Below are 23,934 nucleotides of genomic sequence, written 5' to 3'. Positions count from 1 at the left end.
CGCATAGACGCCTCGGCGTGGGCGAGTCCATTCAATTACAGAGTTACAGGGATTACAGAACGTCGAGCAGTTCGACGTCGAATACCAGTACGCTGTGCGGCGGAATGCTGCCAACGCCTTGAGCGCCGTAAGCCAGTTCGCTCGGCACGTACAGACGCCATTTGCTGCCGGCGTTCATCAGTTGCAGGGCTTCGGTCCAGCCAGCGATGACGCCGCCAACTGGGAATTCTGCAGGCTGACCACGATCGTAGGAGCTGTCGAACACAGTGCCGTCGATCAGAGTGCCGTGGTAGTGAGTGCGCACCTGATCTTCACGGGTCGGCTTGGCGCCTTCACCTTGAGTCAGCACTTCGAATTGCAAGCCGGAAGCCAGCGTGGTGATGCCTTCGCGCTTGGCGTTTTCAGCCAGGAAAGCCAGGCCTTCGCCAGCAGCAGCTTCAGCCTTGGCTGCAGCTTCGGCTTGCATGATTTCGCGGATCACCTTGAAGCTGGCGGACATTTCTTCCTGACCCACACGGCTTGGCTTGCCGGCGAACGCGTCAGTCAGACCAGCCAGGATCGCGTCCAGGCTAACGCCCGGTGGCGGGTTGTCACGCAGTTGGTCGCCCAACTGACGGCCAATGCCGTAGCTGACGCGGGTTTCGTCGGTGGACAGGTTTACTTCGGACATGACACTGCTCCGCTGTGCGGACGGCCCTGGAACTTGCCGTGCGTGCACAGCGCGTCCCGGAACGCGCCCGGAATCAAAAGGGCGAGCAGACTAGCACAGATGCCGTCACGATGAGCGGCGTCAGCCGCTGTTACACAGAGCGGAAGGTGATCGGTACTTTCAGGCTTTCCTCGGTGCTGGCTCCACACATTTCGTCTTGAACCGAGGTATGCACAATGTTGAACGACAACTTGGGAAAGGCATGAAGCACCTCACGCGCATGCTCCACCGAGCGCAGATGCAATACCTCGCCATGGGCATCGCGCAATGGATGCGCCGCGCCACTGATCCGCGCCTCCAGCACGTAGAACACCCCCTCCATCGAAATCAGGTTCAATTCATCGACTTTTCCGGCGACGGCATACGCATTCAACTCTTGCAGGTTCATGTGCGCACCTCAGGCAGTGGCGAGCCAGGATCCTTACATGGATATGCCTCGACGCGCCAAAGCACAAGCCACCCACGACACCGCCCGTCTGTTTCACACCGCTCCTACAGGGATTGTGCAGATCAGTGCTTGGTCAGCTTGTCCAGATAGCCCATGGCAAACGCCGACACCACGAAGGTCATGTGGATGACCACGTACCACTTCAAATGCTCGGGATCGACGTTCTTGGCGTCCATGAAGATCCGTAGCAGGTGGATGGACGAAATCGCCACGATGGACGCTGCGACCTTCATCTTCAACGAAGACGAGTCCATGGTGCCCAGCCAGTTGAGCTTTTCCTTGCTGTCGTCGATATCCAGTTGAGAAACGAAGTTCTCGTAGCCGGAAATCATCACCATCACCAGCAAACCGCCCACCAGCGCCATGTCGATCAGCGACAGCAGTACCAGAATCAGATCCGACTCGGCCATCGAGAACACGTTAGGGATGACGTGGAAGACTTCCTGGAAGAATTTCAGTGCCAACGCCAGCAAGCCCAGGGACAAACCGAAGTAGATCGGCGCCAGTAACCAGCGGGAGGCGTACATTGCATTTTCGATAAAGCGTTCCATTGAATCTCACACAAGGGGCTGGAAATGGCGGCGAGTATAACAGCCACCTGTTACACCCAGAAACCGTCTGAAAATCCGCAACCTGCGTGTGTGTGACAAAGTTTTTCTGCTAGTGTCCAGATGATTGACAGGTCAGCGACGTCGGACAGGAAGACTGGAAATGGATGTGCGATTGCCGTTAACGAGTGCCGGACTTTGCCTCACGTTGCTGCTCGGAGGTTGTTCACCCAGCGATGAGAAACGTCAGGTCAGCCTCGAAGAAAAAATCGCACAGTTCGAACAATCCCTGGAAACGATCGAGGACCCCAAACTCAAGGATGCCGTGGCCGAACTCGGCGGTTCGCTGTTGTTACTCGAGCGCGCGCAACTCAAGCTCGACACCAAACCGGTGGTCACCGAATACGGGGAAGACGCCCTCGCCGTGCTCAAGCACTACCCCACGCCCCAGGCGCTGGTCGACACCTACATCAACGGTCTGTTCGTGCTGCACAAGGAGTCCAGCTCGGATTACCTGACCGACCTGCAGCCAGTATTCCCCTTCAACTTCAACATTCCGGGCGCGTTTGTGTTTCCTCATGGCCTGGAATGGCAATCAGTGACCCTGAGCAACAAGCGCGTCATCGCCTTCCAGCCGGAATGGTCGGAAACCGATCCCGGCATTCAGCTGAGCCCCTCGAGCTCCAACCTGACCAACCCCGATGATTTGACGGTGACCTATCCCTTTATCGAAGGCCTGGATGTGGACAAGAAGAACCAACCACAACCGGTGAGCCTGCAAGGCAAGGTGGAAGTCATCGCCCCGCGCCGGCTCTACAGCTTCGATCTGACGAAAAAGGACGTCGGCCAGACTCGCACTAACGACAATCTCAGTGTCACCTTATTGAAACTGGCCAATAACTACGCCGAAATCGAATTCAGTAACAGCGCGCCGTTGGCCCCCGAGGTACGGGAGATATCACTCAACCCACTGATCGTTCAGGCCAGGGACGCCACCGGGCAATTCCTCTCGCGCTCAGGCGCAATCAACGAAACCGCCGCGCAAATTGAGTTTTATCAAAAACAATTGGCGAAAATGCAACAACAGAAGGCCTGGAGCGAAGCGTTCGAAAAACAGCTTGATGACGAGCAGCGCGCGTTCGAAAAGCAACAAACCCGGCATTACACCAAGGTGTACTTCAACGGGCCGATCGACACCGTCGAAGTCAGCCTGCTGGACTTCTCGGCGGTCACGGTGACCCGCAAGGAACTGGACCTGCCAATACGCCGCTTCGACCCGCACACCACGGAAAAAACCATCCAGCCACTGACCTTGCCGGTGGTGGTGTATGACGACCAGGCTGCGATTTGGCTCAAGGGCGCAACGTTGAGCGAGGAGCAACTGAAAAAGAGCATCAGCATCAGTCAGTCGGTGGATGACCCGAGTGCCGCGCGCATCGAATTCAATCATCCCAGAAGCTTCAATGACGAGCTGCTCGGAACCTCCTTCAATCCCGGTGAAAGCCCGGTGACGTTCTTTACCCAAGACCGCAATGGCCAGCGCGATGGGCCGATCGAGCTGCCGCCGGAGGCGTATCAGGTCGATCCGTTACGCGGCGACATCACCTATGATCTGAACCTGTTTCCAGAAACCCCTGCCTACGTTGTGGGTTCCATGCCGCACTTCCTGGCGACTATCGACCAGCAAACGTACGACGCCCGCCAACTGCCCAAAGGCCTGGAGTTCAAAGGGAATGCGTTGGTGGTTGATCTGAAGCTGTTTCCCGCCCAGGACTGGCGCTTTTTCGCCAAGGACGACAGCGGCAACTATTTGAAGGAGATTCTTTCGGTCATTCACGACGCCAGCGCGCAAGGCCCGGCGTTATTTGCAGTGCATTACCTCTATGGCCAGCCCACACGTCTGGAAACTTATCAGCGAACCAACCTCACCACCGTGCAATATGGGTTTGAGGTCAAACTCGACAAGGCTGAGCCAGGCAACCTTGATCAATAGTCTGTTCAGTGCTCGGGCCGAAACTCGGGACCGCTAAGGTTGCGGTAACGACCACCATTGATCTCTCGCAACTGGGCTTGCAGATGCAGACACCAGATTTGCGGGTCGTCGGCCAGCTCATAGCCATGCAAGGTCAGACTTTCAACGATGGTGTCGAGGATCGATTCAGCCACGACCGGCCCACGGAACGGGCCTTGGGCCTTGATGGCAGAAGGTTGCTCGCCGGCCATTCCGGCGGCGAAGAGCAAGGTCCACATGCCCGTATCTCCCGCCAGCGGGCGGATAGCACATTCGATACGGGTCACAAGGCCCAGGCATTGACGGGTGAGGCAGAGGTTGCGCGACATGGCGGCGACCCTCGGTAGATCCGGTCTTCAGCCTCCACGGGAAGGCTGTCTCGATCCAGTGATTACTGTCGATATCCTTGAGCAGATAATAGAAGAAAAGTCTGGTTCGCACGCGAACCGAGACCAGAAGGTGCCGAGTGGTCACTGCGTGAATATTGACGCCAGAATTGTGGCGAAACCCTGACCCCACGGATTGAGGCTAGCTGAAAAAATCGCAGCCTGCGGCAACGCCTACGCCGAACGCGTTTTCCCTGCAGGAGCTGCCGAAGGCTGCGATCTTTTGCTTCACATCAAGCCGGTTTGATTTCCAGCATGGCTTCCTGCGCCATCTCCTTTTCGGCTTCCTTGAGGTCTTCCTCGCTGATCATTTCCGCGATCACCCGCAAGCGTTCCACCACCCGTGCATTGATGCTGCCTTCAGGGAATTCGCCATTCTCATTCGGCGCACCGGCCGGCTCGCCGACCAACAGGCTCAGGGCTTCGTCGGCCTGTCGCACTGCGTAGACATGGAACTGCCCCGCCCGCACCGCCGCCAGCACCTTCTCGTCGAGCATCAGCGTGGCGACGTTGGCGTGAGGAATGATCGCCCCTTGCTCACCGGTCAGGCCACGGGCTTCGCAGAGTCGGAAGAAACCTTCGATCTTCTCGTTGACCCCACCCACCGCCTGCACTTCACCGAACTGGTTGATCGAACCGGTAATCGCAAAGCACTGCTTGAGCGGGGTTTTCGACAAGGCCGAGATCAGCGTACAAGCTTCACCCAGGGACGCGCTGTCGCCGTCGACATAACCGTAGGACTGCTCCAGGGCGATGCTAGCGGAAATCGCCAGCGGGAATTCCTGGGCATAACGGCTGCCCAGATACCCGGTGAGGATCATCACGCCCTTGGAGTGAATCGGCTGGCCGAGGTTGACCTCGCGCTCGATGTCGACGATGCCGCTGCCGCCCGGATAAACCGTAGCGGAAATCCGCGCCGGTACCCCGAAGGCTGAATCACCGACTTCCAGCACCGTCAGCCCGTTGCACTTGCCAACGGCCGCGCCATCGGTGTCGATCAGAATGATCCCCGCCAGCATGTCATCGAGAATCCGCGCCGAAACGCGCCCGGTACGGGTCGCCTTGGCTTTGAGCGCACGCTCGATGTGCCCGGCGTCGGTCATGTCGTCACCCGCCAGGTCGCGAATGAAATCCGCCTCGCTCACCAGTTGGAACAGATCGCCGATCCGCGCCGACAAACGCCCCTGGTGCTCGGCCAGACGCGCGCTGTAAGTCGCCAGACGCGCCACCGCATCGGCGGTCAGCGGCGCCATGCCTTCTTCCGAGGTACGGGTTTTGAGCAACTGAGCGAACTGCTCCAGGCTCTCATCGACCATCGGAATGTCTTCATCGAAATCTACCAGGACACGGAACATCTCCTGGAAGTCCGGATCGAGGTCTTGCAGCGTGTAGTAGAGCTGCCGGGCGCCGATGATGACGACTTTGACCTGCAACGGAATGTGTTGCGGTGTCAGCGTCACGGTGGCCAGACGGCCCAACTCACCCAGAGGCGATTCCATTTTCAGCTTGCGCGATTGCAGGGCGCGTTTGAGTGCATCCCAGACAAAAGGCTCGCTGAGCATTTTTTCCGCTTCGAGAATCAGGAAACCGCCATTGGCCCGGTGCAGCGCACCCGGTCGCAGCTGCCGATAGGTGGTGTAAAGCGCCCCCTGATCGGTGCTGTATTCAATACGGCCAAACAGATTGTCGTAGGTCGGGTGCGGCTCGAACACCACTGGCGCACCGCCGCTGTGCGGATGCCCGACCACCAGGCTCGGGGCGTATTGCTCTTCAAGCAATTTGCGGGCGATGGCGTCGGTCTTGCTGTCGTCCACCAGTTGCTCGACCACTGTTTTGAGCAGGTACACCTGCATTGCTTGCAGGTAACCGCAAACCCCTGCGTTTTCCGCGTACTTTTCCGACAGCGGCGCGAGCAATGGCTGCAAGGCCAGGGTGATGGTTTCTTCGTTGAGCTGACGCAGTTGATTGCTCGACTCACGCTTCCATTGCGGCAGGCTGGCAAGCTCTTCGTTCAGCCGCTCTTCCAGCCCGGAAATATCGTCATGAAAACGTTCGCGCTCGGCTTCCGGCAACTGGGCGAATTCCGCCTCATCCAGCGCCTTGCCTTCGCTCATCGGGGTGAAGGCGATGTTGCTGCTGTCGCGGTAGAGCGCGACCTCTTTCTCCAGCGCCAGACGCTCGATCACATCCAGTGCACGGTCATAACGCTGATTGAAAGCCCGGTCGATGGCGCTTTTCTTCTGCTGATAGGACGGGTGCTCGAACACCGCCGGAAAGGTCGCCAGCAGATTGTCGATCAAACCGTTGATGTCACCGATGAAAGCACCAGCGGTGCCCGAAGGTAATTCCAGGGCGCGAGGCTCGCGCGGTTCATCGAAATTATTGACATAGACCCAATCCGCCGGGGTCTGCAGGCGTTTGCCTTCGGCCTTGAGATAGCGTTTGACGAACGAAAACCGGCCGGTGCCGGGCTCGCCCATGACGAATACGTTGTAACCGGGGCGTGGCATGGCCACACCGAACTGCAAGGCTTCGACCGCACGTTCCTGGCCAAGCACACCGCGGAAGGGCTCCAGATCATTGGTGGTAGAGAAGCTGAACTGTTCAGCGGAAAACGGACGGGTCAGCGCTTCAGGCGCTAGACGCAAGCTGGCAGCAACAGGATCAGGCATCGGGCTTCCTTACATCAGGCGGGGCAGATAGCGGCATTCTGGCGCTGCCTGTACCTCACTGGCAAGGCACGCGCTTAGACAAAGTGCCAACCCCGGGCCGAGCAGCTCAAAATCAAGGTTTTCAACGAATGTTTCGCAAAAAGTAACGGAACCCCTGGAACGTGCCTAAACTCCAAACTGCGCGGCTGGAACTAGGGGGCGTTCTCAATTGGTTTCCCCGCCGCGCCGGGTCTGCTGTTGTGCAGGGCAAGGCGCGAGAAGCGTGGTTTGGTCATTCCAAATAAGCTTGGAGCAACGCAGCCCAGCACAACAGCAGGCCCGGCCCTTCGGGTTGTGCCTTAACGCAGGCCAGACTGCGTTGCAGGCCTTGGAAAGGGAACAACCAATCCCAGCGGCCTGCGCCTTGCCTGGCCCGCTTTAAGGCAACAACGCGGTGGGGAAACCAATTGAGAACGCCCCCTGTAACCGGCCCACTGGCACCATTAGGGGCCAGCACCCTGTCCATTGGTATGCACACAAAGAGAACATAGCTATGAAACGGATTCTTCTCGGTACTCTCTTCACCGCTGTATCCATCAACGCCATGGCTCAGGCGCCAGGCGGTCCGGACTGTGGTTGGGGCAACATGCTGTTCGAAGGTCAGCGTGGCACCCCGGCACACTTCCTGGCATCCACCACCAACGGCACTTCCGGTAACGCAACGTTCGGTATGACCTCTGGTACCAACGGTTGCTCGACCAATGCCTCGCTGACCTATGGCGGCAAATCCTGGATCGCCATGAATGGCATGATGAACGAGCTGTCCGAAGACATGGCTAAAGGTCAGGGCGAAGCGCTGACCACTTACGCCGTGGTACTGGGCGTGGCACCGGAAGACCGTGCGCACTTCGCCGCTGTGACTCATCAGCACTTCCAGCAGATCTTCAGCAAAGCTGACGTGACCGCTGATGACGTGCATACCAACACCCTGGCCGTGCTGAAAAGCGATCCTCGTCTGGCCAAGTACGCCACTCAAGCTTAAGCTCGATCCATCCCGCTCCTTTTGGGGAGCGGGTTTTATTTTTTTGACCTGTCGTGCTTTGGGTCTTTTCCCCGATCTCTTTTTTTCGAAAAGCTAAGTTGCCCACTATGCTCAAACGCCTTGCCTGGCTGGCGCTCTGTGTCTGCGCCCCATTGTTTGCCGCGCCACACATCGACAATCAACGTTTGCAGCAACTGGCCAACGACCCCTTCTGGATTTCCCTGGGTCATTACGAAGCCGCCAAGCTCGGTGGCTGGCGCAGCTATGTCAGCGACAAGAAATTCTTTCTCGCCCCCGATGGCAACGAACACCCCGACCGTGAACTGGCGGCGACCGTGCAGGCGCTGTATGCCCCGGCCAGTGCCGGTGAGCAGCATGCCCAATGCGTTTACCCGGCCCGCACCCGCTGGCTCAAGGCGCAACTTGCGCTGAGCGACCTGCCGACGCCGGACTGTGCCGAGTTCAAGCAATGGTTCAAGGATGTTGCGCCCCACAGCGCGGTGATGATTTTCCCGGCGGCCTACCTGAACAGCCCATCGTCGATGTTTGGCCACACCTTGCTGCGCATCGATCAGGCCAATGTGCAGAGCGACAAGACGTCGCTGCTCAGCTACGCGATCAACTTCGGCGCCTACATCGAAGGTTCGGACAACAGCATTCTGTACGCCTGGAAAGGCTTGATGGGCGGTTATCCCGGGCTGTTTGCGCTGGTGCCATATCAGGAAAAACTCTCGGAATACCGCAGCCTCGAGAACCGCGACCTGTGGGAATACCGCCTGAACCTGACCCAGCAGGAAACCGAGCGCATGGTCGAACACGTCTGGGAGCTCAAGCAGATCCAGTTCGACTACTTCTTCTTCGACGAAAACTGCTCCTACCGCCTGCTTGAACTGCTGCAAGTGGCACGGCCGAGCCTGCAGTTGACCGAGCAATTCCCCTTGACCGCAATCCCAACCGACACGGTCAAAGCGGTGAAAGAAGCCGGGCTGGTGGAGTCGATCGAGTATCGCCCGTCCCGTGAGCGTGAACTGCTAAGCCGTGCCGAGCCATTAACCTCCGAAGAGCAGGAGTGGGTGCTGAAAGTCAGCGCCGATCAGAAGCAATTGCAGACCCCGGCGTTCAAGGCTCAACCTCGCGACCGTCAGGCGTTGATCATTGATGCGGCTTATCGTCTGGAGCGTTATCGCGCCAATGGTCAGGAGCGCGATCCGCAACGGGCCCAACGCAGTTTCGAATTGCTGCGCGCAATCAATCAAAACCCGCCCCCGGAGCTGGAAATTCCGCAACCCGGCTTGCCCGAGGACGGTCACGAATCCCGCACCTGGCAGGCCGGCATCGGCACCCGGGGCGACAAGGCCTTTGGCGAATATGGCCTGCGCATGGCCTATCACGACCTCAATGACAACATGGAAAGCTTCCCCCTCGGTGCGCAGATCGAAATTCTGCAAATGAAGCTGCGCCAATACGAAGGCAATGACTGGCAGTTGCAGCAACTGGACCTGGCGACCATCCGCTCACTGACGCCTCGCAATGAGTTGTTGCAACCTCTGTCGTGGCAAGTCACCGGCGGCCTGGAGCGCGTGCCGGGCAAGCATGATGACGAAACCCTGGTCAGCCATGTCAATGGCGGTGGCGGCGGGACCTGGCAACTGGGTGACGACATGCTCGGTTTCGCCTTGGGCACCGTGCGTGTCGAGCATAACAACGACTTCGCGGGCTTCATCGCCCCGGCTGCGGGCTTCAACAGCGGCCTGCTATGGAAAAACCCGCTGGGTAACTTCAGCCTGGAAGCCAAGGGCGATTACTTCACCAACGGCGAAGTGCGCCGCAGCGTGAGCCTGAACCAGCAGTGGGAACTGTCGCGCAATCTGGGCGTGCGCCTCAGCGCCCAGCGCGAATTCAGCCACCTGGCTTCGCCCGAAAACGAAGTGATGCTTGAGGTGAAGTGGTATCACTATTGATCTGCCCCCTGTGGGAGCGAGCCTGCTCGCGATGAGGCTATCCCACTCAACATCCATGCTGCCTGTTCCACCGCCATCGCGAGCAGGTTCGCTCCCACAAGGGCTCTGCGCTACCCGACAGATTAATCACAAGCCTTTCACATACACTCGACAAATCCGCTTCTAGACTTCCCTTATAGGCCGTTGAACGGTCCAGGAGTCCGAGATGTGGCGTTGCGTGGGTGTGGTGGGGTTGTTGGTATTGATCACGGGGTGCCAGTCGACCCACGAGGACCTGATCGCCAAGGGTTATCCGCCGGCATTCGCCGACGGCTTCGATGACGGTTGCAGCAGTGGCCGGCAGGCCGCCGGGGCGATCACCGGCGAGTTTCGCAAGAATGTCCCGCGTTACCTCAAGGACAAGCAATACGCCGAAGGCTGGACCGATGGCTTCCGTCAGTGCCAGGCCATGCGTGAAAACGAGGATCGTAACGAGTATAAGGACCGCCATTGGGACGAGCGCGAACGGGCCTGGCAACAACAGAAAGACAGGGACGCCGCGCGAGCCTATCGCTCGCAATAAGTCGTTTACAGACATTCGTCGAAACTTAAAGCCTGCGACCATGGCCCAAACCCTATAACGGGAGAACAGCATGAGTCGCGCCTTCGTCAATGAAGATAACGCTGCTGCGCAAACCGATCAGCCAGTCGAACGGCAGGTCAGCGCGCAGCCCAATTACGTCACGCCAGCCGGTCTTGCGCAGCTTCAGACAAAAGTCGCCGAGCTGCAAAGTCTGCTTGATCAGGAAAGCGCCAAAGGCGACCTGGCCGATAAACAGCGCCAGGCCGATCTCGATCGCGACTGGCGCTACTTCAAGCAGCGCCTGCAAAGCGCCCAAGTGGTCGCGCAGGCCTCCTCGGTCGATAAAGTGCAGATCGGCAACTGGGTGACCTTTGCCGACGAGCACGGTCATGAGCAGCGCGTGCAATTGGTCGGAGAAGACCAGGCGGATGCCGCCCATGGCTTGATCAATTGGAGCTCGCCGCTGGGGCGGGCGTTGCTTGGGACGCAGGTGGGCGATGAAGTGCTCTGGAAACGACCGGCGGGGGATTTGGTGATTGAGGTGTTGGCCATCGAGGCGGGGTGACCTTCAGACCGTCTTCGCGGGCAAGCCTCGGTCTTACTGAATACCCATAAAAAAACGGAGCCCCGAAGGCTCCGTTTTTTTTATGCCACCAACCTGAAATCAGGCCAGTTTCTTGTGCCGTACGCGGTGCGGCTGGGAAGCCGCTTCGCCGAGGCGCTTCTTGCGATCGGCTTCGTACTCGGTGTAGTTACCTTCGAAGAACACCGCTTGCGAGTCGTCTTCGTACGCCAGGATGTGAGTCGCGACGCGGTCAAGGAACCACCGATCGTGAGAGATCACAATGGCGGCGCCCGGGAAGTCCAGCAAGGCTTCTTCCAGGGAGCGCAGGGTTTCAACGTCGAGGTCGTTGGACGGTTCGTCGAGCAGCAAGACGTTGCCGCCCTCTTTCAGGGTCAGGGCCAGGTGCAAGCGACCACGCTCACCACCGGACAGGTCCTTGACGAATTTCTGCTGATCGCCACCCTTGAAGTTGAAGCGACCAACGTAGGTGCGCGACGGGATCTCGTAGTTGCCGATGCGAATCTGATCGGAACCGTCGGAGATCTGCTGGAACACAGTCTTGCTGCCATCCAGGTCTTCACGGCTCTGATCGACGCACGCCAGTTGCACGGTTTCGCCGACTTCGATGCTGCCCGAATCCGGTGTTTCCTTGCCCATCAGCATGCGGAACAGGGTCGATTTACCGGCACCGTTACCACCGATCACGCCAACGATGGCGCCCTTAGGCATGGAGAACGACAGGTTGTCGATCAGCACGCGATCGCCGTAGCCCTTCGATACGTTCTTGAACTCAATGACCTTGTCGCCCAGGCGCGGACCGGCCGGGATGTAGATCTCGTTGGTTTCGCTGCGCTTCTGGAATTCCTGCGATTGCATTTCTTCGAAGCGTTGCAGACGAGCCTTGGATTTGGACTGGCGGGCCTTGGCGCCTTTGCGCACCCACTCCAGCTCTTCCTTCATGGCCTTTTCGTGAGCCGATTGCTGCTTGGATTCGGCCGCCAGACGATCGGACTTGGCTTCGAGCCAACCCGAATAGTTGCCCTCGTATGGGATACCGGCGCCGCGGTCGAGCTCGAGGATCCAGCCGGCGACGTTGTCCAGGAAGTAACGGTCGTGCGTGATCGCAACCACGGTGCCCGGGAAATCGTGCAGGAAGTGCTCCAGCCAGGCGACGGAATCGGCGTCCAGGTGGTTGGTCGGTTCGTCGAGCAGCAGCATGTCCGGTGCGGACAACAGCAGGCGGCACAGGGCCACACGACGCTTTTCACCACCGGACAGGAATTCGACCTTGGCATCCCACGCTGGCAGACGCAGCGCATCGGCGGCGACTTCCAGTTGGCGATCCAGGTTGTGACCGTCACTGGCTTGCAGGATGGATTCAAGCTTGGCCTGTTCAGCGGCCAGTTTGTCAAAGTCTGCATCCGGTTCTGCGTAGGCCGCGTAAACCTCGTCCAGGCGCGCCTGAGCGTCCTTGATCACGCTGACCGCTTCCTCGACCACTTCACGAACGGTCTTGGTCGGGTCCAGGATCGGTTCTTGCGGCAGGTAGCCAATGTTCAGGTCCGGCATCGGACGAGCTTCACCGTCGAACTCGGTATCGACGCCAGCCATGATTTTCAGCAGCGTGGATTTACCCGAACCGTTGAGACCGAGTACGCCGATTTTGGCGCCAGGGAAGAACGACAGCGAAATGTTTTTCAGGATTTCCCGCTTCGGCGGAACAACTTTGCCCAGCCGATGCATGGTGAAGACGTATTGAGCCATGGAGAACCTTGGGTCAGTGACTGATGAATGATTGGAGCGCAGGCGATGCCCGGCCAGGCCATGCGCGTCGTTCGTTTGATGGGTATCAAAGCGTGCGCGCTGAAAAAAACCTGATTCTAGGAGCTGGAACGCTCCCGCGTAACCGGCAAAGCTACCTTATTGACAGGAGGCAGTCCAGCCGAGTGGGACTGGCACTTAGCCACAACTCAAGGCATGCTAGCCGCCCTTCGGGCGTCCGGCTTATAGTGCACGTCGCGCCAGTCCAGCCAAACCGCAGGATTACAGTTTGTCTAATGTCTCTCCGCCATCGTCCGTGAGCGCACTCAATCCTGCGACCGGCTCGCCCCTGCGCGGTACCTTGAAGGGCGCGCTGGCGACCCTCGTGCTGTTGCTGCTCGCACTGCTGTTCTGGCAGCTGCTGGATCAGCTTCGCGAAACCCAGAAAAACCAGCGCCAGTACACCATCGACTACTCCGCCGATCTGGCTGCGCAAGTCAGCCTTAACATGGCGCTCAATGCCCAGATCGCCCTTAATCTGCTACCGATCATCGAACAACCGCAAAGCGCCGACGAACAGCAGGCGTTGCTGCGCAAACTGCAGCAGTCGCTGCCCGACCTGCGCAGCTTGGCGCTGCTCAGTCCCTCCGGAAAAATCCTCAGCGACAGTGCCGCCGACAGCCCCGACGCCCATTACCTGAGCGAACTGGTTCAACGCAGCCGCGCCCAAGCCCACTATTTCAGCAATGCCGACGACGGTTCGGTGGTGCACCTGCTCCTGCATCAGGCCAGTGGCAGCAGCCGCGGTTATTGGGCCCTGCGTCTGACACCGACATTTTTCTCCTCACTGACCAAACAGGGCGACGTCGGCATTCGCCCCCTGTGGCTGGTGGAAAACCGCATCAATCATCAGATCATCAGCCGCGATGACGCCCAGCCCTCGGCCAAACCGGCCATGCTGACAGCCGACGAACTGGCCAACAGCGTGCTGACAGTCCCTCTGAGCAGCAGCGATTGGCAATTGCGCGGGCTGTTCGACCGCCAACGGGTGCTCGAACAACTGCTGCCGGCGTTCATCGGCAAATGCCTGCTGGGCCTGGCCTTTTCCCTGTTGCCGTTCATTGCGCTGCTGAATATTCGGCGCCGTCAACGCCAACTGCATGAAGGCCGCCGACGCTATCAGGACATTTTCGAAGGTACCGGCGTTGCGCTGTGCGTGCTCGACCTGTCCGGGCTCAAAAGTGTTTTCGACAATGCTCAACTCAACAGCAGCGGGCAGCTGAAGGCCTGGCTCGAGACACCGGAACAACGCCAGGAACTGCTGCAGGAACTGCGTATCACCGAGGTCAACCAGGTCGCCCTGCAACTGCTCAATGTCGATTCCTGCGAGCAGGCCTGGAAACTGCTGATCGACGGCTGCCCCTTGAATTGCACGGCCATCGGCAATCAAGTGCTCGAGGCGGTGCTCCACCAGCAGAAACAGCTTGAGCTGGAAATCAAGCTCCAGGATGCCAATGGCCGTGATCAGCACCTGTGGCTGGTGCTGCGCCTGCCGGAAGATCAGGCCGACTATAAAGCGGTGATCCTGAGCATCAGCGACATCACCAGTCGCAAGCTCATCGAATTGTCGCTGCTGGAGCGTGAAGGGTTCTGGTCCGATGTGGTGCGCACCGTACCGGATCACCTGTATGTGCAGGACGTGATCAGCCAGCGGATGATCTTCAGCAACCATCATCTGGGGCAAACGCTGGGTTACAACCGCACCGAATTGCACCAGATGGGCGAGTATTTCTGGGAAATCCTCTTGAACCCCGAGGATGCCGACTACTACCACCGATCACGCCAGTCCCAACGTCACGCCGGTTACACCCAACTGATGCAATGCCAGCTGCGCTTCCGCCATCGCGATGGCAAATGGCGGCGTTTCGATATTCGCGAACAGGCCCTGGCGCGAGACAAGCACGATCAGGTCACGCGCATCATTGGCGTGGCCAAGGACATCACCGAGCAGATCGAAGCCAGCGAGTCCCTGCGCGACAGCGAGCAGCGTTACCGGATGCTCGCCGAAAGCATCAGTGACGTGATTTTCTCCACCGACAGCAAGATGTCGCTCAACTACGTCAGCCCCTCGGTGCAAGCCGTGCTGGGCTTCGACGCCGACTGGATATTCCAGAATGGCTGGCAATCGACCATCGCCAACCCGCAACAACTGACCGGCATCTACAGCCTGATGGACCGGGTCAGCAAAGCGCTGGATAAACCCGAACAACTGGCGCTGCTGCGCAGTCAGGTGCAGACCCAGCTGTTTCTGTTCGACTGCCTGCGGGCCGACGGACGCAAGATCCCCATCGAGCTGCGTCTGGTACTGGTCTGGGACGAACACGGCGCCTTCGAAGGCGTGCTCGGGGTCGGTCGCGACATCAGCCAGCAACGCCGGGCCGAGAAAGACTTGCGCATGGCGGCCACGGTATTCGAGCACTCGACCTCGGCGATTCTGATCACTGACCCGGCCGGCTACATCGTCCAGGCCAACGAAGCTTTCAGTCGCGTCAGCGGCTATGCGGTGGCCCAGGTCCTCGATCAGCTGCCGAACATGCTCACTGTCGATGAACAGCAGGAAGCTCATCTGCGCTATGTGCTCAAGCAATTGCATCAGCACAGCACCTGGGAAGGCGAAGTCTGGCTCAAGCGACGCAATGGCGAGCATTACCCGGCCTGGGTCGGGATTACCGCGGTGCTCGACGATGAAGGCGATCTGGCCAGCTACGTGTGTTTCTTCAGCGATATCAGCGAGCGCAAGGCCAGTGAGCAACGGATTCACCGCCTCGCCTATTACGATGCCTTGACGCACCTGCCCAACCGCACACTGTTCCAGGACCGCCTGCACACCGCGCTGCAATCGGCTGAGCGGCAGAAGTCCTGGGTGGTGCTGATGTTCCTCGATCTGGACCGTTTCAAGCCGATCAACGACTCCCTGGGCCACGCCGCCGGCGACCGCATGCTCAAGGAAATGGCCACGCGCCTGCTCGGTTGCGTCGACGATGACGACACCGTGGCGCGCATGGGCGGCGATGAGTTCACTTTGCTGCTGCAACCGCGGGTCAACCGGGAGATCGCGCTGAACCGGGCAATTCATGTGGCCGAACAGATCCTCGCCAGCCTGGTGAGACCGTTCGTGCTGGAAGGCCGCGAGTTCTTTGTCACTGCCAGTATCGGCATCGCCCTGAGCCCTCAGGACGGCAGCGAACTCAGTCAGCTGATGAAGAACGCCGACACCGCGATGTACCACGCCAAGGAGCGCGGCAAGAACAACTTTCAGTTCTATCAGGCCGACATGAACGCCAGCGCCCTGGAGCGTCTGGAGCTGGAAAGCGACTTGCGCCATGCCCTGGAGCAAAACGAATTCGTGCTGTACTACCAGCCGCAATTCAGTGGCGACGGCAAACGCCTGACCGGTGCCGAAGCCCTGCTGCGCTGGCGCCACCCGCGACGCGGTCTGGTGCCGCCGGGGGATTTCATTCCGGTGCTCGAAGAGCTCGGGTTGGTGGTGGATGTCGGCGACTGGGTGATCAGCGAAGCCTGCCGTCAGCTCAAGACCTGGCATCAGGCCAAGGTGCGGGTGCCGAAAGTCTCGGTGAATATCTCGGCCCGGCAGTTCTCCGACGGGCAACTGGGCACGCGGATCGCCACCATCCTCAAGGAAACCGGCCTGCCGCCGGCGTGCCTGGAGCTGGAGCTGACCGAAAGTATCCTGATGCGCGAAGTCAGCGAGGCGATGCAGATTCTCGCCGGGTTGAAAAACCTCGGCCTGAGCATTGCGGTCGACGACTTCGGCACCGGCTACTCATCGCTCAACTACCTCAAGCAATTCCCTATCGACGTGCTGAAAATCGACCGCACCTTCGTCGATGGCCTGCCCTCGGGTGAACAGGATGCGCAAATTGCCCGGGCGATCATCGCCATGGCCCACAGCCTCAATCTGGCGGTGATCGCCGAGGGCGTGGAAACCCACGAGCAGCTCGACTTCCTGCGTGAGCATGGTTGCGATGAGGTTCAGGGGTATCTGTTTGGACGCCCCATGCCGGCGAGTCGGTTTGAGGCGCAGTTCAGTAATGATGCGTTGTTCATGTTTGACTGAGTTTCAGAGTGCTGCGGACGGCCCCATCGCGGGCAAGCCCGCTCCCACAGTTTTTTGGGTGAACCCAAGATTTTTGACCACTGAAGATCCCTGTGGGAGCGGGCTTGCCCGCGATGAGGGCCGCACGATCACCGCTGATCCCGTCATGAAGCCCACTTGTCTGCGACATGATGTCCTTTCATATGCCATCTAAAAGCGGTTGGGTTAGAATGCCTCCCTTTTCTGCCCCGATCCTTGAGGACCGCCATGTTCAGCCGTGATTTGACTATTGCCAAGTTCGACGCCGACCTTTTTGCCGCCATGGAGCAAGAAGCTCAGCGCCAGGAAGAACACATTGAGCTGATCGCTTCGGAAAACTACACCAGCCCTGCGGTGATGGAAGCTCAAGGCNTATTGCCAAGTTCGACGCCGACCTTTTTGCCGCCATGGAGCAAGAAGCTCAGCGCCAGGAAGAACACATTGAGCTGATCGCTTCGGAAAACTACACCAGCCCTGCGGTGATGGAAGCTCAAGGCTCGGTACTGACCAACAAGTACGCCGAAGGTTACCCGGGCAAGCGCTACTACGGCGGTTGCGAGTTCGTCGACATCGTCGAACAACTGGCCATCGACCGCGCCAAAGAGCTGTTCGGCGCCGATTACGCCAACGTTCAGCCGCACGCCGGTTCGCAAGCCAACAGCGCCGTTTACCTGGCCCTGCTGCAAGCAGGCGACACCATCCTGGGCATGAGCCTGGCCCACGGCGGTCACCTGACCCACGGTGCCAGCGTTTCGTCCTCCGGCAAGCTGTACAACGCTGTTCAGTACGGCATCGACGCCAACGGCCTGATCGACTACGACGAAGTCGAGCGTCTGGCGGTTGAACACAAGCCGAAAATGATCGTGGCCGGTTTCTCTGCCTACTCGCAGATCCTCGACTTCCCACGCTTTCGCGCTATCGCTGACAAAGTTGGCGCTTACCTGTTCGTCGACATGGCTCACGTGGCCGGTCTGGTCGCCGCTGGCGTCTACCCGAACCCGGTTCCATTCGCTGACGTCGTGACCACCACCACGCACAAGACCCTGCGCGGTCCACGTGGCGGCCTGATCCTGGCTCGCGCCAACGCCGACATCGAGAAGAAGCTGAACTCCGCGGTATTCCCGGGCGCCCAAGGCGGCCCGCTGGAACACGTGATCGCTGCCAAGGCGATCTGCTTCAAGGAAGCGCTGCAGCCTGAGTTCAAGGCCTACCAGCAACAAGTGGTGAAAAACGCCCAGGCCATGGCCGGCGTGTTCATCGAGCGCGGTTTCGACGTGGTATCGGGCGGTACTCAGAACCACCTGTTCCTGCTGTCGCTGATCAAGCAGGAAATCTCCGGTAAGGACGCCGACGCCGCACTGGGCAAAGCGTTCATCACCGTGAACAAGAACTCGGTACCGAACGATCCACGCTCCCCGTTCGTCACCTCCGGTCTGCGTTTTGGTACTCCGGCTGTGACCACTCGCGGCTTCAAGGAAGCAGAGTGCAAAGAACTGGCCGGCTGGATCTGCGACATCCTGGCAGATCTTTCCAACGAAGCGGTGATCGACGCCGTTCGTGAGAAGGTCAAGGCTATCTGCAAGAAACTGCCGGTATACGGCGCTTAATTGCCCGCTAAACCGCAGCAATGAAAAAACCGGCCAGTGATGGCCGGTTTTTTTTCGTCTGCCATAAAACATACAGATCAACGAGATCAGCCCATCCGGTCAGACCGGTCATGCCAATTTTGTTATTTCCACTTGTAATCCTGAAAAAACCCAGCGTAGACTGCGCCTGCACTGGACATACCGGTAAGACCACAATAATTAAGTCCTGAATCTGATGCGCCCGGCGCACGGCAGCCAGGACACCGACCAGGACTCCTCCCATGCTCAGATGGTGCTCGCGTTCAATCTTTCTTCAAGTGGTTCTCGGACTGGTGCTCGGCATCGTCTGCGGGCTGGCCCTTCCCGAATATTCCGCCCAACTCAAACCGCTGGGCGACGGTTTCATCAAACTGATCAAGATGCTCATTGGCCTGATCGTGTTTTGCGTGGTGGTCAGCGGCATCAGCGGTGCCGGCGACTTGAAGAAGGTCGGACGCATCGGCCTCAAGTCGGTGATCTACTTTGAAGTGCTGACCACCATCGCGCTGGTGATTGGTCTGGTGCTCGCCTTCAGTACCGGGATCGGCAGCGGCGCGAACATCCATCTGGACCAGCTCTCCGCCGCCGACATGGGCGACATCGCCCAGCGCGGTCAGCACATGCAAACCACCACCCAGTTCCTGATGAATCTGATCCCGACTTCGGTGATCGGCGCCTTCGCGGAAAACAACATTCTGCAAGTCCTGCTGTTTTCGGTGCTGTTCGGCAGTGCGCTGAACCTGGTGGGCGAAGCTGCGTCGGGTATTTCCCGGCTGATCAATGAACTGAGCCATGTGATCTTCCGCATCATGGGCATGATCGTGCGCCTGGCGCCGATCGGCGTATTCGGCGCCATCGCCTTCACCACCAGCAAATATGGCCTGGATTCGTTGCAGCATTTGGGTAGTCTGGTCGGTCTTTTCTACATGACCTGCGTGGCCTTCGTGGCACTGATTCTCGGCCTGGTGATGCGCCTTTCGGGCCTGAAGATGTGGCCGTTGCTCAAGTACCTGCGCGAAGAACTGCTGATTGTCATGGGCACCGCTTCTTCCGACGCCGTGCTGCCACAAATCATGCGCAAGCTTGAGCATCTGGGCATCGGCAGCTCCACGGTCGGGCTGGTGATTCCGACCGGGTACTCGTTCAACCTTGATGGTTTTTCGATTTACCTGACCCTGGCCATCGTGTTCATCGCCAATGCCACCGGTACGCCGCTGGCCATGACTGACCTGTTGACGATTCTGCTGGTGTCGCTGATCACCTCCAAAGGTGCCCATGGGATTCCCGGCTCGGCGCTGGTGATTCTCGCGGCGACACTGACGGCGATCCCGGCGATTCCGGTGGTCGGCCTGGTGCTTGTATTGGCCGTGGACTGGTTCATGGGTATCGGCCGGGCGTTGACCAACCTGATCGGCAACTGCGTCGCCACCGTAGCCATCGCCCGCTGGGAAAAAGACATCGATATCCAACGGGCACACAAGGTGCTGTCCGGCCAGCAGGGTTATACCTTCCAGCCGAGAAAACCGGTTGCTCCGGCCCATCAGCAGGAATTTTGAAACAACGGTGCCTGCCCGCGGGCAGGCACCTTCATCACGACCTGGAGTGAACAGTGATTACCTCGTCAACCGTTGTAAATTCAGTGGTAGAAAAACTTCGGGCCGCTCTGGCCCGTGGTCAGTGGCGTTCCGGCGAAATGTTGCCGGGCCAGCGTGAACTGGCCGAACAACTGGGCATCAGCCGCCCAAGCCTGCGTGAAGCGGTGATCGTGCTGGAAACCCTCGGGCTGGTGCGCTCCATGCCGGGCAAAGGCGTGGTGGTGCTGGAGGCCAGTCTCAGCGACAGCCAGAGCCACGACAGCGCGGTAGCCGGGGCCAGCCTGGAAGACGTGCTGCAACTGCGCTACACCCTCGAACCGTTCATTGTCGGCCTGGTGGCGCAGTCCATCAGCAGCAAGGAAGTCGGGCAACTGCGCCTGACCCTGATGGACATGCGCGAAGCCCTTGAGGCCAACGACAGCGAAGCCGGCGTGAACGCCTACATCGCGTTCCATGAGGAGCTGTTCGCCCTGACCTCGAACCCGATTTTCCAGAGCGTGGTGCAGCAGACCAGCAACGCCCTCAAGCAAAGCGCCGACGTGCTGCGCAATTCACCGGAGCATCTGGCTGAACGCCTTGAAGAAAACGAAGCCGTGGTGCGTGCAATCCGCAGCAAGAACAGCGCCCAGGCCAGCGCCGAGATGCGCCGGCACATCCTTCGGGAAGGCCAACGGATGGGCATCGAATTGAACATCCCGGACGACCACCTCGGCAGTTGACCCCCTCTTCGAACTGGAGACAGGCCATGAACAGCTTCGCCTCACCACAGATATTCACTGCCCTGCCCTTCTCCCGAACCGACACCGGGAAACCGCCAGCGGATGATCTGTATTCACGGATCTTCGACGCTATTCTCGAACAGCGCATCCATGCAGCCAGTCGTTTTACCGAAGACAGCCTGGCGCAGAGGTTCAGCGCTCGACGCAGTGATATTCGTGGCGTGCTGACGCAGCTGTCTCATCAGCAGATCATTGTCCTTCGCCCCCATCATCGCCCCCGAGTCGCCGCGCCCGATGCCGAGCAGATTCGGCAGACGCTGCATGCCCGACGGCTGACCGAAATCACGCTGGTCCGACTGGCCTGCCAGCAACCTCGTGCGCAAGACTTGAAACGCCTGCGCGCCTTGATCGACAGCGAACGCCAATGCACGGCGCGTGGTCCGGCTATTCGATTGTCAGGGGAATTTCACCTGCAGCTGGCCGAAATGGCGGGGAACGCACCGTTAGCGCATTTTCTTGGCAGTCTAGTGCCGCTAACTTCGCTGGCGATTGCGCGATCTGGCGAGAAGACGCGCATTTGTTGCGCGTGGCAGGAGCATCAGACAATTGTCGATGCGGTAGAGCGTAGGGATGCTGCAAAGGCGATCATGTTAATGAGCCAGCACTCGGATCATCTTGAGCGAATATTGCTGAATTCCGGTGATATCCCCAACCTGGGTTGTTGTGTTGCCGGTTAAATCGCTATCGCGGGCTTGCCCGCGATAGCGTCAACACTGACCCTACAGACGTTTCAACCTGCCCCCACCCGCGCAAATCCCTCGCGAATCTTCTCTTCCGGCAAATCATCGGCAATGAACACGATCACGCTTTCGCGTGTTTCATCATCGGCCCATTCCGTATCCCAGTCGAAACCATACAACTTCAACACGCCTTGAAACACCATGCGCCGCGGCTCGCCAAGGATGTTCAAGACACCTTTGTATCGCAGCAGTTGCTTACCATGTTCTTCCAGCAGTTCGTTCATGAACTCACTGAGTTTGTCGATATCCAGGGGCTTGTCAGTGCGCAACACCAGACTGGAGATACGGTCGATGGACGGTGCCTTGCTCACAGGACGCAGACTCACGCCACCACCGAGGTCGGCATTGAGGTTGAAGCCGCGCACGTCGAGCAATTCAGCCAGGTCGATCTTGCCGTGCTCGACCAGGCGAATCGGTGCACGGCGGTTGATGCGGGTCAGGCGCTCGCTGAGGGCGGTGAAGGTCGGCTCGTCCACCAGATCCCGTTTGCTCACCAGCAAGCGGTCGGCAAAGCCGATCTGCGCCTGGGCGATGGTCTGGGTCAGGTGATGTTCAGCATGTTTGGCGTCGACCAGGGTGATGATGCCATCGAGGATGTAGCGCTCGCGCAGCTCTTCGTCGATGAAGAAGGTTTGCGCTACAGGGGCAGGGTCAGCCAGACCGGTGCATTCGATGACCAGACGATCGAAGGCGATTTCGCCGCTGTCCAGGCGTTCGAGCAGCAGGTACAACGCTTTGGTCAAATCGGTGTGGATGGTGCAACAGACGCAGCCGTTGGACAGCGTCATCACTTGCACCGGCTCGTCGCCCAACAATTGAGTGTCGATACCGGCGTCACTGAATTCGTTTTCGATCACAGCGATTTTCAGGCCGTGCTCGGCTTTGAGCAGATAGCGCAGCAGCGTGGTCTTTCCCGCGCCGAGAAAGCCGCTGAGGATCGTGACAGGGATTGGGGCTAACAAGATAAGGTCTCCCGGACGCAAAAAAACTGTAGGAGACAGCGGTGCGGCAAGCCGTGCTCCTACAGTGGTGTATTGCCTAAACCGTGTGCATCAACAGCACTTCGGTCCACCCTTGCCACCGTAACGGGCTTCCTGACGTTCGCGAAAGAACATCTCATAGCTCATCACCGGTTTGTCCGGGTGTTTGGTTTGCATATGCTCGACGTAGTTGTCGTAGTCGGGCATGCCGACCATCAGGCGCGCGGCCTGACCGAGGTATTTACCGAGGCGACTCAGGTCATTGAACATGGTGCATTCCTCAATTACGCGTCCGGCTGAGCCTGGAACGGCGATTCTTTATCCGTGCGTTCTTTGGTACCCCAGGCGGCAATGCCGACCTTGAGCGCATAGAACAGGATGCTGAACACCACGAACAGGAACAGCGCCGTCAGCGTTGCGTTGGTGTAAGCGTTATAGATGACATGCTGCATCTGCTCGATGCTCTTGGCCGGGGCCAGAATCTGCCCATTGGCCAACGCATCGCTGTATTTCTTCGCCAGCGACAGGAAGCCGATTGCCGGGTTGGCGTCGAACAGCTTGATGAAGCCTGCGGTGGTGGTGCAGATCAGCAGCCAAACCGCTGGCAGCATGGTCACCCAGATGTAGCGTTGGCGTTTCATTTTGATCAGCACGACGGTTGCCAGCATCAGCGCGATACCCGCCAGCATCTGGTTGGAGATGCCGAACAGTGGCCACAAGGTGTTGATGCCACCCAGCGGATCGATCACGCCTTGATACAGCAGGTAACCCCACATCGCTACGCAACCGGCGGTTGCGATCAGGTTGGCGGTCCAGGATTCGGTGCGTTTCAGCGCCGGAACGAAGGAACCGAGCAAATCCTGCAGCATGAAACGCCCGGCACGGGTGCCAGCGTCGACCGCGGTCAGGATGAACAGCGCTTCGAACAGGATCGCGAAGTGGTACCAGAACGCCATGGTGTTTTCACCCGGCAGCACACTGTGCAGGATCTGGGCAATACCGACCGCCAGGGTCGGCGCACCACCGGCACGGGCCAGGATGGTGGTTTCACCGATGTCCTTGGCCACCGCTTGCAGGGCTTCCGGGGTAATCGCGAAACCCCAGCCACTGACGACTTGTGCCACAGCCACCACGTCACCACCGACGACCGCCGCCGGGCTGTTCATGGCGAAGTACACACCTGGCTCGATCACCGAAGCGGCAACCATCGCCATGATCGCCACGAAGGACTCCATCAGCATGCCGCCGTAACCGATGTAACGAGCGTTAACCTCGTTATCGAGCAGTTTCGGCGTGGTGCCGGAGGAGATCAGCGCGTGGAAACCGGACACCGCGCCACAGGCGATGGTGATGAACAGGAACGGGAACAGACCGCCCTTCCACACCGGCCCGGTGCCGTCGATGAACTGGGTCAA

Annotated in this window: 20 protein-coding genes and 1 pseudogene; 11 read left to right on the top strand and 10 right to left on the bottom strand. The window is 59.1% G+C overall.

What is annotated here, in order from left to right; genetic code table 11:
• Positions 1-52 precede the first annotated feature (52 nt).
• From MMG91_RS28250 to MMG91_RS28240, 3 genes are all read right to left on the bottom strand, one after another.
• Positions 53-670, bottom strand: a complete 618-nt coding sequence (locus MMG91_RS28250; protein ID WP_007901858.1) for an FKBP-type peptidyl-prolyl cis-trans isomerase — start codon at positions 668-670, stop codon at positions 53-55.
• Between the two features lie 130 nt (positions 671-800).
• Positions 801-1,097 carry a DUF6482 family protein gene (locus MMG91_RS28245; protein ID WP_310661386.1) on the bottom strand — a complete coding sequence of 99 codons (297 nt, stop codon included), beginning with the start codon at positions 1,095-1,097 and terminating at the stop codon, positions 801-803.
• A 122-nt stretch (positions 1,098-1,219) separates the two neighbouring features.
• Positions 1,220-1,708 (bottom strand): TIGR00645 family protein, encoded by a 489-nt coding sequence (locus MMG91_RS28240; RefSeq protein ID WP_007901849.1) that lies wholly within the window; start codon positions 1,706-1,708, stop codon positions 1,220-1,222.
• A gap of 160 nt (positions 1,709-1,868) precedes the next feature.
• On the opposite strand from MMG91_RS28240, the gene MMG91_RS28235 reads away from it, so the two are divergent.
• A complete protein-coding gene (locus MMG91_RS28235) occupies positions 1,869-3,698 on the top strand; it encodes a hypothetical protein (protein WP_310661385.1) in 1,830 nt (609 codons plus the stop codon).
• 5 nt (positions 3,699-3,703) lie between these two features.
• Here MMG91_RS28235 and MMG91_RS28230 read toward each other — a convergent pair whose 3' ends face one another.
• The gene (locus tag MMG91_RS28230) at positions 3,704-4,045 is read right to left on the bottom strand and encodes a hypothetical protein (RefSeq protein WP_007901845.1); all 342 of its coding nucleotides are present in this window, start codon (positions 4,043-4,045) and stop codon (positions 3,704-3,706) included.
• Positions 4,046-4,335: 290 nt separating this feature from the next.
• On the bottom strand, positions 4,336-6,774 hold the full coding sequence (locus MMG91_RS28225) for a Lon protease family protein (protein WP_305446967.1): 2,439 nt from the start codon (positions 6,772-6,774) through the stop codon (positions 4,336-4,338).
• A gap of 532 nt (positions 6,775-7,306) precedes the next feature.
• Between MMG91_RS28225 and MMG91_RS28220 the strand changes: the two genes are divergently transcribed.
• The 4 genes from MMG91_RS28220 (at position 7,307) to MMG91_RS28205 (ending at position 10,883) form a co-directional block, all read left to right on the top strand.
• Complete coding sequence (locus MMG91_RS28220) at positions 7,307-7,795, top strand: DUF3015 domain-containing protein (protein WP_007901840.1); 489 nt, start codon at positions 7,307-7,309, stop codon at positions 7,793-7,795.
• A 107-nt stretch (positions 7,796-7,902) separates the two neighbouring features.
• On the top strand, positions 7,903-9,756 hold the full coding sequence (locus MMG91_RS28215) for a DUF4105 domain-containing protein (protein WP_310661384.1): 1,854 nt from the start codon (positions 7,903-7,905) through the stop codon (positions 9,754-9,756).
• A gap of 205 nt (positions 9,757-9,961) precedes the next feature.
• Entirely contained in the window at positions 9,962-10,318 is a 357-nt protein-coding gene (locus tag MMG91_RS28210; protein WP_305446969.1) for a hypothetical protein, read from the top strand.
• A 70-nt stretch (positions 10,319-10,388) separates the two neighbouring features.
• Positions 10,389-10,883 carry a GreA/GreB family elongation factor gene (locus MMG91_RS28205; RefSeq protein ID WP_310661383.1) on the top strand — a complete coding sequence of 165 codons (495 nt, stop codon included), beginning with the start codon at positions 10,389-10,391 and terminating at the stop codon, positions 10,881-10,883.
• Positions 10,884-10,982: 99 nt separating this feature from the next.
• Here MMG91_RS28205 and ettA read toward each other — a convergent pair whose 3' ends face one another.
• Complete coding sequence (ettA, locus tag MMG91_RS28200; RefSeq protein ID WP_123721386.1) at positions 10,983-12,647, bottom strand: energy-dependent translational throttle protein EttA; 1,665 nt, start codon at positions 12,645-12,647, stop codon at positions 10,983-10,985.
• A 286-nt stretch (positions 12,648-12,933) separates the two neighbouring features.
• Between ettA and MMG91_RS28195 the strand changes: the two genes are divergently transcribed.
• From MMG91_RS28195 to glyA (MMG91_RS28185), 3 genes and pseudogenes are all read left to right on the top strand, one after another.
• The gene (locus tag MMG91_RS28195) at positions 12,934-16,782 is read left to right on the top strand and encodes an EAL domain-containing protein (protein ID WP_310661382.1); all 3,849 of its coding nucleotides are present in this window, start codon (positions 12,934-12,936) and stop codon (positions 16,780-16,782) included.
• A 246-nt stretch (positions 16,783-17,028) separates the two neighbouring features.
• Positions 17,029-17,157 (top strand): annotated as a pseudogene (gene glyA, locus MMG91_RS28190) (serine hydroxymethyltransferase); the annotation flags it as partial.
• Positions 17,158-17,207: 50 nt separating this feature from the next.
• Positions 17,208-18,407, top strand: a complete 1,200-nt coding sequence (glyA, locus tag MMG91_RS28185; protein ID WP_310661381.1) for a serine hydroxymethyltransferase — start codon at positions 17,208-17,210, stop codon at positions 18,405-18,407.
• Positions 18,408-18,414: 7 nt separating this feature from the next.
• Here glyA (MMG91_RS28185) and MMG91_RS28180 read toward each other — a convergent pair whose 3' ends face one another.
• Entirely contained in the window at positions 18,415-18,669 is a 255-nt protein-coding gene (locus tag MMG91_RS28180) for a hypothetical protein (RefSeq protein WP_305446973.1), read from the bottom strand.
• On the opposite strand from MMG91_RS28180, the gene MMG91_RS28175 reads away from it, so the two are divergent.
• Genes MMG91_RS28175 through MMG91_RS28165 form a run of 3 tightly spaced genes read left to right on the top strand, consistent with a single transcriptional unit; the run spans position 18,668 to position 21,476 of the window.
• Complete coding sequence (locus tag MMG91_RS28175) at positions 18,668-19,981, top strand: C4-dicarboxylate transporter DctA (protein WP_310661380.1); 1,314 nt, start codon at positions 18,668-18,670, stop codon at positions 19,979-19,981. The genes MMG91_RS28180 and MMG91_RS28175 overlap by 2 nt on opposite strands.
• Positions 19,982-20,034: 53 nt before the next feature.
• Positions 20,035-20,739: a FadR/GntR family transcriptional regulator gene (locus tag MMG91_RS28170; protein ID WP_305446975.1), complete on the top strand. Its 705-nt coding sequence runs from the start codon at positions 20,035-20,037 to the stop codon at positions 20,737-20,739.
• A gap of 26 nt (positions 20,740-20,765) precedes the next feature.
• The gene (locus MMG91_RS28165) at positions 20,766-21,476 is read left to right on the top strand and encodes a GntR family transcriptional regulator (protein ID WP_310661379.1); all 711 of its coding nucleotides are present in this window, start codon (positions 20,766-20,768) and stop codon (positions 21,474-21,476) included.
• A 53-nt stretch (positions 21,477-21,529) separates the two neighbouring features.
• Here the strand turns inward: MMG91_RS28165 and yjiA are convergent, their stop codons facing one another.
• The 3 genes from yjiA to MMG91_RS28150 form a co-directional block, all read right to left on the bottom strand.
• Positions 21,530-22,501: a GTPase gene (yjiA, locus tag MMG91_RS28160; protein ID WP_310661378.1), complete on the bottom strand. Its 972-nt coding sequence runs from the start codon at positions 22,499-22,501 to the stop codon at positions 21,530-21,532.
• A gap of 90 nt (positions 22,502-22,591) precedes the next feature.
• Complete coding sequence (locus MMG91_RS28155; protein WP_007895266.1) at positions 22,592-22,789, bottom strand: YbdD/YjiX family protein; 198 nt, start codon at positions 22,787-22,789, stop codon at positions 22,592-22,594.
• Positions 22,790-22,803: 14 nt separating this feature from the next.
• The coding region (locus MMG91_RS28150; protein ID WP_310661377.1) for a carbon starvation CstA family protein at positions 22,804-23,934 on the bottom strand (1,131 nt) is incomplete at its 5' end.

The sequence above is a fragment of the Pseudomonas sp. JL3 genome (assembly GCF_031570575.1).
In the GTDB taxonomy this organism is placed as follows: Bacteria; Pseudomonadota; Gammaproteobacteria; order Pseudomonadales; family Pseudomonadaceae; genus Aquipseudomonas; species Aquipseudomonas cucumis.
Note: the sequence above shows the minus strand (reverse complement) of the source record. Positions and strands in the feature narration are given on the sequence as shown.

Coding starts and splice junctions, on each gene's coding strand:
- MMG91_RS28250 (WP_007901858.1), bottom strand. CDS start 670: ATGTCCGAAGTAAACCTGTCCACCGACGAAACCCGCGTCAGCTACGGC.
- MMG91_RS28245 (WP_310661386.1), bottom strand. CDS start 1,097: ATGAACCTGCAAGAGTTGAATGCGTATGCCGTCGCCGGAAAAGTCGAT.
- MMG91_RS28240 (WP_007901849.1), bottom strand. CDS start 1,708: ATGGAACGCTTTATCGAAAATGCAATGTACGCCTCCCGCTGGTTACTG.
- MMG91_RS28235 (WP_310661385.1), top strand. CDS start 1,869: ATGGATGTGCGATTGCCGTTAACGAGTGCCGGACTTTGCCTCACGTTG.
- MMG91_RS28230 (WP_007901845.1), bottom strand. CDS start 4,045: ATGTCGCGCAACCTCTGCCTCACCCGTCAATGCCTGGGCCTTGTGACC.
- MMG91_RS28225 (WP_305446967.1), bottom strand. CDS start 6,774: ATGCCTGATCCTGTTGCTGCCAGCTTGCGTCTAGCGCCTGAAGCGCTG.
- MMG91_RS28220 (WP_007901840.1), top strand. CDS start 7,307: ATGAAACGGATTCTTCTCGGTACTCTCTTCACCGCTGTATCCATCAAC.
- MMG91_RS28215 (WP_310661384.1), top strand. CDS start 7,903: ATGCTCAAACGCCTTGCCTGGCTGGCGCTCTGTGTCTGCGCCCCATTG.
- MMG91_RS28210 (WP_305446969.1), top strand. CDS start 9,962: ATGTGGCGTTGCGTGGGTGTGGTGGGGTTGTTGGTATTGATCACGGGG.
- MMG91_RS28205 (WP_310661383.1), top strand. CDS start 10,389: ATGAGTCGCGCCTTCGTCAATGAAGATAACGCTGCTGCGCAAACCGAT.
- ettA (WP_123721386.1), bottom strand. CDS start 12,647: ATGGCTCAATACGTCTTCACCATGCATCGGCTGGGCAAAGTTGTTCCG.
- glyA (WP_310661381.1), top strand. CDS start 17,208: ATGGAGCAAGAAGCTCAGCGCCAGGAAGAACACATTGAGCTGATCGCT.
- MMG91_RS28175 (WP_310661380.1), top strand. CDS start 18,668: ATGCTCAGATGGTGCTCGCGTTCAATCTTTCTTCAAGTGGTTCTCGGA.
- MMG91_RS28180 (WP_305446973.1), bottom strand. CDS start 18,669: ATGGGAGGAGTCCTGGTCGGTGTCCTGGCTGCCGTGCGCCGGGCGCAT.
- MMG91_RS28165 (WP_310661379.1), top strand. CDS start 20,766: ATGAACAGCTTCGCCTCACCACAGATATTCACTGCCCTGCCCTTCTCC.
- MMG91_RS28155 (WP_007895266.1), bottom strand. CDS start 22,789: ATGTTCAATGACCTGAGTCGCCTCGGTAAATACCTCGGTCAGGCCGCG.